9 protein-coding genes are annotated in these 9,863 nt (G+C 54.1%); 2 read left to right on the plus strand and 7 right to left on the minus strand.

The annotated features are described in order from the left end of the window. A partial coding sequence (locus HYU99_02270; protein ID MBI2339179.1) for a BamA/TamA family outer membrane protein occupies window positions 1-803 on the plus strand: 803 nt, incomplete at its 5' end. A gap of 134 nt (window positions 804-937) precedes the next feature. On the opposite strand, the gene HYU99_02275 is transcribed toward HYU99_02270, so the two are convergent. The 7 genes from HYU99_02275 to HYU99_02305 all read right to left on the minus strand — a co-directional run bounded on the left by HYU99_02275 (window position 938) and on the right by HYU99_02305 (window position 7,358). Further along, window positions 938-2,137 (minus strand): S41 family peptidase, encoded by a 1,200-nt coding sequence (locus tag HYU99_02275; GenBank protein ID MBI2339180.1) that lies wholly within the window; start codon window positions 2,135-2,137, stop codon window positions 938-940. Between the two features lie 8 nt (window positions 2,138-2,145). Then, complete coding sequence (locus HYU99_02280) at window positions 2,146-3,075, minus strand: transketolase family protein (GenBank protein MBI2339181.1); 930 nt, start codon at window positions 3,073-3,075, stop codon at window positions 2,146-2,148. Further along, a complete protein-coding gene (locus HYU99_02285) occupies window positions 3,068-3,892 on the minus strand; it encodes a transketolase (protein ID MBI2339182.1) in 825 nt (274 codons plus the stop codon). Before HYU99_02285 ends, HYU99_02280 begins: the two co-directional genes overlap by 8 nt. Next, window positions 3,889-4,710 (minus strand): glutamate racemase, encoded by an 822-nt coding sequence (locus HYU99_02290; protein MBI2339183.1) that lies wholly within the window; start codon window positions 4,708-4,710, stop codon window positions 3,889-3,891. Before HYU99_02290 ends, HYU99_02285 begins: the two co-directional genes overlap by 4 nt. A gap of 88 nt (window positions 4,711-4,798) precedes the next feature. Next, a complete protein-coding gene (locus tag HYU99_02295) occupies window positions 4,799-5,161 on the minus strand; it encodes a phasin family protein (protein ID MBI2339184.1) in 363 nt (120 codons plus the stop codon). 54 nt (window positions 5,162-5,215) lie between these two features. After that, window positions 5,216-6,784 (minus strand): diguanylate cyclase, encoded by a 1,569-nt coding sequence (locus HYU99_02300; protein ID MBI2339185.1) that lies wholly within the window; start codon window positions 6,782-6,784, stop codon window positions 5,216-5,218. Between the two features lie 112 nt (window positions 6,785-6,896). Next, window positions 6,897-7,358, minus strand: coding sequence for a hypothetical protein (locus tag HYU99_02305; GenBank protein ID MBI2339186.1), 462 nt, complete (start codon window positions 7,356-7,358; stop codon window positions 6,897-6,899). Between the two features lie 432 nt (window positions 7,359-7,790). Here HYU99_02305 and HYU99_02310 point away from each other — a divergent pair. Continuing rightward, the coding region (locus HYU99_02310; protein ID MBI2339187.1) for a hypothetical protein at window positions 7,791-9,863 on the plus strand (2,073 nt) is incomplete at its 3' end.

A 9,863-nucleotide genomic window follows, 5' to 3' on the forward strand; every position in this document is an offset into this window, starting at 1 on the left:
AGACCCCTTTTGTGCGTTTTTTCGGCCTCGGGCCCCGAAGGATTGAAAGCAATCAGAGCAATTTCACCGGCCGGAATTTTTTGCTCGACGCCGCCTTTGGCTGGTATTTCATGGATCACTTAAGGGTGGAAATGGCCCCAAAATTTCACACGACCGACATTCTCAATCGCGCAATCGATGACATCGATGACACGTTGACCCGTTATGGCGCCCTCCCCAACGTTGTCGATTCGACCAATTTTATCGACGAGTTCGCCCTCGTCTTTGACAACCGGAAAGACAAGGAATATTCGACGTCCGGTTCGAAAGTCCGCCTCTCTTACTTCTTTTCAAACAAGGCGCTTGGGAGCGACAAGAATTTTCAGGGGTGGCGCTTGGAGGCGGTCCAGCTGATCCCGCTGGTGAAAAACCGGTGGATGACCGCCCTGCGCTTCAATTTTCAGGAGGTCTTTGGAACAAACACCCCCTTCTACGAAATGAGTTCGCTGGGGGGGGCCGATGAATTCCGTGCCTTCGTTCCGGGACGGTTTGTCGACAAGGGGAAAATCGTTTTTCAGATTGAACAGAGGATCAAGGCGCTCGACTGGCGGCTCTTCGGCATCCCATTTGAAATTCACACCGACCCGTTTTTTGAGGTGGGAAGGGTTTTTGACGCCGTATCGCACCTCGGTTTTAACAACTGGCAACCGATTGGCGGAGTCGGTTTCCGTCTCTTTGTTCCGCCGAATATTATCGGCCGTCTGGATGTGGCCGGCGGGTCGGACGGGGTGGAGATTTATACGGAATTGGGATATCCTTTTTAAAAAATGACAAATTCCAAAGTTCAAATTCCAAACAAAAAGACAAAATTCAAAAAAACAAAAGTTTTCACATTTGAAATTTGTTTTTTTGGAATTTGTTTGGAATTTGGAATTTGAGATTTGGAATTTAATCCGGGTTAGCGGGCGACATTCTTCAAATATTTAACAGCCTCGGCCTTTTGAAAATCTGCAAGGGGGAGCTGTTCCTCCCCTTCTTTTTTCGGGTAATCCTTTTCCAACTGTTCCTGCCCCAGGTAGACATCCGGCGTGATGCCGCGCCCCTCGATGGAGCGCCCCTTCGGGGTGTAGTATTTGGCGATGGTTATTTTTAGCGCCGACTTGTCCCCCATGTCGAGAATTGTCTGGACGGATCCCTTCCCGAACGACTGCGTTCCCAAAACTCTGGCCCTTTTGTTGTCCTGCAGGGCTCCCGCGACGATTTCTGAGGCGGAGGCAGAACCGTGATTGACCAGAATCACCATCGGCATATTTTCATAGTCGCTGTTCGCCGAGGCCTCTTTGATCTCCGCCTTTGTGTCCCCGCGCCCCTTGGTGGACACAATGACTCCATCGTTGAGAAAAATATCCGAAACACCGACCGATTCCGACAAAAGACCGCCGGGGTTGTTGCGCAGATCGAGGAGAATCCCTTTAAGACCCCCTCCCGCCTCCTGCTTCAGGTCTTTCAGGGCCTTCAGCATGCTCTCGGCGGTTTGATCCTGAAAACTGGTTATCCGTACATAACCATAGTTCCCGTCAAGCAACTCACGCTTGACACTGACCACCTTTATAATGTCGCGCACGAGGGTGAAATCGCGCGGCTCCTCGAACCCCTCGCGCCAGATGGTCAACACCACTTTTTTCCCCTTTGAGCCGCGCATCCGGTGGACGGCATCCACAAGAGTCATTTCCTTGGCCGGCTGGCCGTCGATTTTGATGATCCGGTCGCCGGGGCGGATGCCGGCCTTGAAGGCCGGGGAGTCTTCGATCGGAGAGACAACGGTCAAAACGTCGTCCTTGACGGTGATTTCGATTCCGATGCCGCCGAACTTGCCGGTCGTGTCCGACTTGAATTCCTTGTAAAGGTCGGGCGGAAGATAGACGGTATGCGGATCGAGCGAGGAGAGCATGCCCCGGATCGCCCCCTCAATCAGTTCCTTTTCGTCCACCGGCTCCACATAGTTCTTGTCCACGATTTCGATGATGCGGGAAAAAACCTCCAGCTCCTGATAGATCTTGTCGCTTAACGCCGAAACCGGACGAATGACGACGCCGGCCAGAAAACCGGCGCCGACAAGCAAAACAGAGCCAAGTAGAAGACAAATTTTTCTTCTCATAAGTTTTTTTATAGAATACTCTTTAAAATTGTGTTTGCAACACCTTCTGCATCCAATCGATAGTGTTTCAGCACCGAAAGATAGTCCCCCGACTGGCCGAACTCGTCATTGACACCAATCCGGATCAGACGCGCCGGTTCTTTTTCCGCCAGGACCTCGGCAATGGCCGAGCCAAGGCCGCCGATCACCGAATGTTCCTCCACGCCGGCAAGATATTTGTGGCGGCGGGCCTGCGCGACAATCAACTCGGCGTCAAGCGGCTTGACCGACGCCATATTCACCACGGTGGTCGAGATTTTTTGCTCCTCAAGCCTTTTTGCCGCCTCCAGAACAACAGCCGTCATGAACCCCGCCGTAAAGATACACAAATCTTTCCCTTCGCGCAAAATATTTCCCTTTCCGATCTGGAACCGATAGGAGGGATCGAACAAAACAGGGCTTTTGGCCCGGCAGAGGCGGACATAAGAGGGGCCGTCAACCCGGACAATCTCTTCCAGAACCTTTTCCGTCTCCACCCCGTCGGCCGGGACAAAAACGGAGACGCCCGGGATCACGCGCATCGTCGCGATATCCTCGATCATCTGGTGGCTGGCGCCGTCTTCGCCGACGGTCAGGCCGGCATGGCTGGCGCAGACCTTCACGTTCAAATGGGGATAGGCAATCGACTGGCGAAACGGCTCCCAGGCCCGCCCGGCGGCAAAAATGGCGAACGTGGAGACAAAAACGATCTTGCCGCAGACAGCCAACCCTGCCGCGGTTCCCATCATGTCCTGCTCGGCCACCCCCATGTTGAAAAAACGGTCTGGAAATTTGGCCCCAAACACTCCTGTCTTGGTGGAACAAGAAAGGTCGGCGTCGAGGACGACAATATTCGGGTACTTGTCGCCGAGCTCCGCCAGCTTCTTACCGTAGGCATCCCTTGTAGCAATTTCAGGCATGGCCCAACTCCTTCATCGCCGCCTCCATCTCCTCGTCCGTCGGGGCCACCCCATGATACTTCGGTTTGTTTTCAAAGATGGCGACCCCTTTCCCCATAATGGTCCTGCCGATGAGAACGGTCGGTTTTCCTTTCACTTTTTCGGCCTCGTCCAGCGCCGCGACAATCTCCTTCATGTTGTGGCCGTCCACGACAATCACATGCCAGTTGAAGGCCTCGAATTTTTTATCCAGCGGATGAACATCCTTGATGTTTTTCACAAAGCCGTCAATCTGGATGCCGTTGTAATCCATCAGCGCCACGCGGTTATCAAGCTTGTAATGTCCTGCCGCCATTGCCCCTTCCCACATCATCCCCTCCTGGGCGCCGCCATCGGATTCGAGGGAATATACCCGGTACGGACGTTTATCGAGCCGCCCTGCCAGCGCCATGCCGTTTGCAATGCTCATCCCCTGCCCCAGTGAGCCGGTGGACATCTCGATGCCCCACTCCACATGCCTTTTTGGATGCCCCTGCAAACCGCTCCCCAACTTTCTTAATCCCCACATCTCGGCCTCTGGAATGAATCCGGCCTTGATGAGACAGGCATACAGGGCCGGGGCCGTGTGCCCGGCGGACAAGACAAAACGGTCGCGGTCGGGCCACGAGGGATTTTTGGGATCGATGCGCATCTTGTAAAAATAGAGAGCCGCCAGCATGTCGATGCAGGACAAGGGTCCGCCGGTGTGGCCGCACTTGGCGTGGTGAACCATCTTGAGGATGATGACCCTCAATTCGTGGGCGATTTCTTCGAGCTGGGCAATGGAGGGTTTTTTCATGAAAGTTCCACCTTCGTCACCTTCGGGATTTCATCCCCCAGAAAATATCTTCCCACGCGGGCGACCCGCTCCGGCGCGTCGGTGCAAAAAATTTTCGTCTGCCCCCTTCTGTTTTCGGTTTGCTTGAGATGGAGATCATGAAGGGTTTCGTTCAGCTGACGAGCGGTCTCGACGGCGGAATCGACAATTTGAATCTCGCTACCCAAAACTTTGGAAATCACCGGCTTGAACAGCGGATAATGGGTGCACCCCAAAATAAGGGTGTCGATCCCGTTCCCCCGAAATTCGGCCAGGTAGGTGCCAAGCACCTTTTCGGGCACCTCCCCTTCCAACCACCCCTCTTCAGCCAGCGACACGAGCAAAGGACAGGCTTTTGCTTTTGTTTTAACCGCCGCATCAAGTTTGGCGATCGCCCGCGGATAGGCTTGCGATCTGATTGTCCCCTCCGTGCCGATGACCCCTATCTGTCTGTTTTTTGTTTTGGAGACGGCGCTTGACGCCCCCGGTTCAATGACGCCGATCACGGGAACACTGAAAAATTTCTGGAGCGATTCCAGACTATAGGCCGATGCGGTGTTGCAGGCGATCACCAGCGCCTTCACCCCCTGCTCCAAAAGAAAGAGGCTGTTTTGAATGGTAAACTTGAGAACGGTTTCGGGGGATTTGGTCCCAAACGGGACGCGGGCGGTGTCGCCCAGATAGACGATGTCTTCGGAAGGGAGCTGGTTCCGGATTTCCTTGAGAACAGTCAAGCCGCCGATGCCTGAATCAAAAATGCCGATCGCCTGGGATGCTGTCCCTTTGTTCTGTGCCACCATTAAATCGGGGGCTTTGCCGCTGGCGCCCCCGTACCCCCCGTTCGCTCGGACGGAGTAAATCCGATCCTCGCTCACTCATTGATAAGCTTTAGTGAACGTGATGAACCTGCTTGGCCGCTTTTTTGAGGTTGATTTTTTTGAGGCTCTTGACCGTGATGACCTTTTTGGCCACGCGGTCGAGCGACTTCTCCAAGCCGTCGATTTTGCGCTCCAGGCCGGCAAGATCGTCCCTTGTGGGGACCGCCATGATCTGAAAAACCGCCTTCACGTTTTTGCGGATGCTTTTGGCCACCTCGTCCCGGGTGCGGACCACCCCCGACACCGCCCGCGCGAAATGATCGCTCTTCAACATTTCGCGAAGCAGTTTCGACTTCGTCAGCTCGGAGACGATTTCGTTTTTGATGTGTTCGCCCTTGGTCAGCGCCTCGTCGAAAAATTCCTTGAAACTCATGGCTATTACCCCCTTATGGCGTTTGGCTAACCTATTTGTGTCGGAACTGTCAAATCAAATTGACGCCTTGCGGTTCAAGACCAGCGAAGGCTCGGCAGGGCCCAAGACAACCCGCAATTCGCGGTTTAATCCCTCCTCATAACCGACCACACGGTTCCGCCCCTTGTCCTTGGCGCGATAGAGGGCGATATCGGCGGTGCTGATCAGTTCCTCTTCTCCCGTGGCCGTATCGGGGAAGGCCGAAACGCCGATGCTGACGGTCAACGGGTTGGTTGACGAATCCTGCCCGATAAAGAGAGGGGAGCGTTCCTCAACCAGACGCCGCAGTTTTTCCGCAACCGAAAGGGCATCCTTGTGGCGGGTGTCCGCCAGAAGAACAACGAATTCTTCCCCCCCGAACCGCGCCACGGTGTCCACCTCGCGCAGGTTTTCCAACAGGAGGCGGGCCAGACCTTTAAGGGCCTGATCCCCCTTTAGATGGCCATAACGGTCGTTGAACCGTTTGAAATAATCGACGTCGATCATCAGCACGGCGATGGGGCGGATAAACCGGGTGGCCCTTTTCCATTCCATGTGAAGCACCTGCTGGAAGTGGCGGCGGTTGTAAATGCCGGTGAGTTCATCGGTGACGGATAGCTCCTTGGTTTTCATGTAAAGGCGCGAGCGGTCGTAGGCGATGGCAATCTGGTTGGCCACCGATTCGAGCGACTGCACGTCGGTGGGCGAAAAAGCCCCCTTTTTGTTGTGACCCACGTTCAAGACGCCCACCACTTCTCCCGATGTGATCAGGGGAATGCTCAAAAAAGATCCCGCCTCGCTCTTTTCCCCCTTGTAATACAGATACCGCGGATCGGCTCCGGTATCCTGAATGTAAACGGTCCGGCCCGATTGGGCCACCATCCCGGAAATCCCCTCGCCGGGCCTGAATTTAAGACTGCGGATGCGGGCGTTGTCGCGAAAACCGTGGGCCGCGACCACCTCCAGATATTCCCGCCCCGCGTTGAGAAACAGAAGGCTGAACTCGCGGTAGTTGAGCGTTTCGGTCAGAATCCGGGTGGCCGTGTGCAAAAGCTCCGAGAGTTCGAGCGTGGGGCTTAAACTCTGGGAGATCTGGAAGAGAATTTTCAGATCCTTGAGCGAGGCCTCCAGTTTTTGATTGGTGGATTCGATAATCGCCGCCTTTTCCTCCAGCTCCCGCTTGTATTTGAGGCTTTCGTGCGCGGCGATCAGTTCGCGCTCGGTCTCGATCTTGCGCGCCTCCAGATCGGTGATTTTGGAGAGCATCCGGTTAAAACTCCCCGCCAGTCTCCCCATTTCATCGGGCGAGTCGATCTCGACCCGAACCAGAAAATTTCCCTCTTCGGCCAGCCGCATCACGTTTCTTAATTTTTGCAACGGCCGGTCGACAAAAAGGGAGACCGTGAACATGACCAGAATGACCTCCACAAACACCAAAAGGAGGACAAAAACGGGGATCAACTGAAGGAGGGTAAACTTGGAAAGAAGCGTCACATCCAGAAGAGTGAAAATGAGAAGAAACAACGCCGTCACAAACAGCAGGGTCACCGTGGAGGCCAGCGCGATTTTGGCCCCCACACTTCGGCGGAAGAAGGAGAAAGTCATCGGCGGCAAATATAGACAGGGGGGATGATTAAAGTCAAAAAGGAAAGAGGGGGTCGAGACCGATCAAGTGATCTCAACCCCCCCTTTTGTTGGGGTGGAAAAAACTCGAGCCTTATTCCTCCTCTTCTCCCGTAAAAAGCGTCAAAATTTTAACGCCAAAAGGGTTATCTTTGACACCTTGACCTGTCCCGGCGACCGATCCGGTACGCCTTTGATAAAGTCGTTTGACGCAGGGATTTTCGGAATAATCGCACTTTTCAACCTTGACGATCTCGTAGTCCGGATCGCATTCTTCACGGTATTCTTTTTGGGATGCGCGGGCCGAGGCATAAAAATACTCGCACTGGTCACTCATCGAGTTACAGAGAGTTCTGTCAGAAATCGTTTTAAATTGAGTACTTACCTTGTCGTACGCCTCAAGCATGATATCAATTTTTTCACTCAAATCGGCGCAGGCCGTTTCTTCTTCATCTGTTTCCACCGAATCTGCCGATGCCACCTCCTCGGCCCAAACCGAAGGGATCAACCACATCATGAAGACAAACACCACGATCCCGGAAGATCGCACCGTCATAAATCCCCCTCCCTCTTGTTCCGTCTCCCCTTATTAGGAGCAAATACGGTGCCATAATCGCGGGTTGTGTATAAAATTTTACATAATTATTCCAAATAGTTAGTAAAATAAATTTTTCAAGATTTCAGCAAGCAGTCAATATTTTGACAACCCTCTCTCTCTTTCATTTTGAGAATAATTCTCATTTTGATCGTTTGGAACCCTGGTTTCCGGTCTTGTTCGGACCATTTTTGACTTCTTTATTCAATCTATAACCTGTTAAAATACAAGGTGACTTTACATAATCGGTCAACCCGCGGAAAGAAATTAAGGATGAAGGGCATGTTGGCCTGAATTTTGCTTTGTACAGTAAGGTGAACTGAAAGGCAGTAAATAGAGGAGGTCAGGTTGAGTTATATCATCAAATATCGTCGCTGTAAGGGCCGCCATTTTATGGCGTTTGTGCTGTTTCTGTCTCTCTTGCTGGGCGCCATCCCGAACGGATATTCTCAATCAGGCGATCTTAATCTTAATCTGAATCTTACAGACCAACTCAAAGAAAGCATGCTCCAGAGTGTCGTATTGCCGTCGATCGACACGTCCGCTCTGGAGTTCTGCGGTGACGGAACCAAAAACGGCGTCGAAGAGTGCGACGGAACCGACGGGGTTTCCGCGGGCCAAAGCTGTTCCTTAAGCTGTACCCTTGAATACTGCGGCGACAGAAAACTGACTCCCCCGGAGGAATGCGACGGAACCCTCGGCATCACCGACTCAACCACGCAGGAATGCACCGACTGCAAAATAACCAAAAAAGACCTCTGCGCCGGGGTCACTACCGATGACTCAAATGCCTGTACCACCGACTCTTGCGACCCCGCAACAGGAACCGTCACCAATACAGCTATCGATGGATGTTGCACCGCCGACAGCGACTGCCGCGACGGCGACAAATGCAACGGCATGGAAACCTGCGTCAGCAACGCTTGCGTCGACGGCACCGCCCTCGACTGCAATGACAGCAATGACTGTACGACAGACAGTTGTGACGCGACGGCCGGATGCACCAACGAAACCATCGCCAGCGCCACCGGGAACGCCTGCGGCACCTGTGGTGACGGCATCCTGAACACGGGAGAGGAGTGCGACGGAACCGCCACGGAGGCCGGCAAGACCTGCGCCTCCGACTGCACCTTTGTCGTCGAAACGGACACAGGCACCTGCGGCGATGGGACCGTCGATTCAGGTGAGGAATGTGACGGAACCGCCGGCATCACCGATTCGACCAAAGAGGAATGTTCCTCCGAGTGCAAGATCGTCGCCAAGGAGACCTCCCCCTGCCTCGACGGCTCAACGCCGACAACCGTTTTCTGCTATGGAACGGAAAAAGCCGCCGGAGAGACAAACAGCGGCTATTGCAACAATTCCAGCAACGAGCCGGCGGTTGAAATCAGGAAGTTCACGGCCCCCAAAGACCTCATCGCAAACCGAAAGGCCCTTCTGATGCAGGACGACAATCTTATCTTCAGAACCGACCTGGCGACGGGAACAACCAAACGGATACTGTCAAGCCAGACATTTACCAAAATCACCGATCTGGCCTTTGGCAGTACCGGAGCCCTTTACATTGCCGACGCCGGCAAGGTTCTCAAAGCAACCCCGGAGGGGGTCACCGATTTGAACTTGAGCATCACGGTGGAAAGACTGACCTTCGACAAAGACGGCAACAAATATCTTCTGACCGACGAAGGCAAACTCTATAAAACGGACACCGCCGACGCTCTGACCCTCCTCTACGACATCAAGGCGGAACTCAAGGCGACCGACTTCAAGCCGGGCGGAAGAATGGTCATTTTCAAAGGGGCGCTCTATCTCAACGACCTCGCGGGAAACAGGGTTTTGAAGTACGACCTCGCCGGCAATACATTGAGCGTGCTGGCCGAGATCAAAACGCCGGTCGAACTTTCCGTGAAGCGCTCCACGGGCGATCTGCTTGTCCAGAGCCTTGATGAAGGGACGATTTACAAGATTCCGCTGGAGCAGGCAGTCGCGGGACAGACAAGCACTCCCGAAGTTTACATGCTGGCCAGGGCAACCGGCATGATCGAGGCCAGAATCTGTCCTCCCGTTAAGACAATCGAACCTCCCTGCGAGGCCTCCACCGAGGAATGTGACGGCGCCGACAACGACTGCGACGGGTCGGTGGATGAGGATCTCACCGAAGCATGCTACACCGGCGCCGACGGCACGGAAAATGTGGGAATCTGCGCCGGCGGAACAAAAACCTGCGCCAACGGCGCCTGGAGCGATTGCAGTGGCGAGACAACACCCGAGAGTTCAGACACATGCGATGACGACCTCGACAACGACTGCGATGGGACATCGGACGAAGGGTGCAACTGTACCGAAGGGGAAACCCAGTCCTGCGGCAGTGACGAAGGGGAGTGCGTGGCCGGCACGCAAACCTGCGCCAACAACCAGTGGAGCGACGATTGCGACGGCGAGACAGGGCCAAGCGACGAAACCTGC

This window comes from Deltaproteobacteria bacterium (genome assembly GCA_016183175.1).
GTDB lineage: Bacteria > UBA10199 > UBA10199 > UBA10199 > SBBF01 > JACPFC01.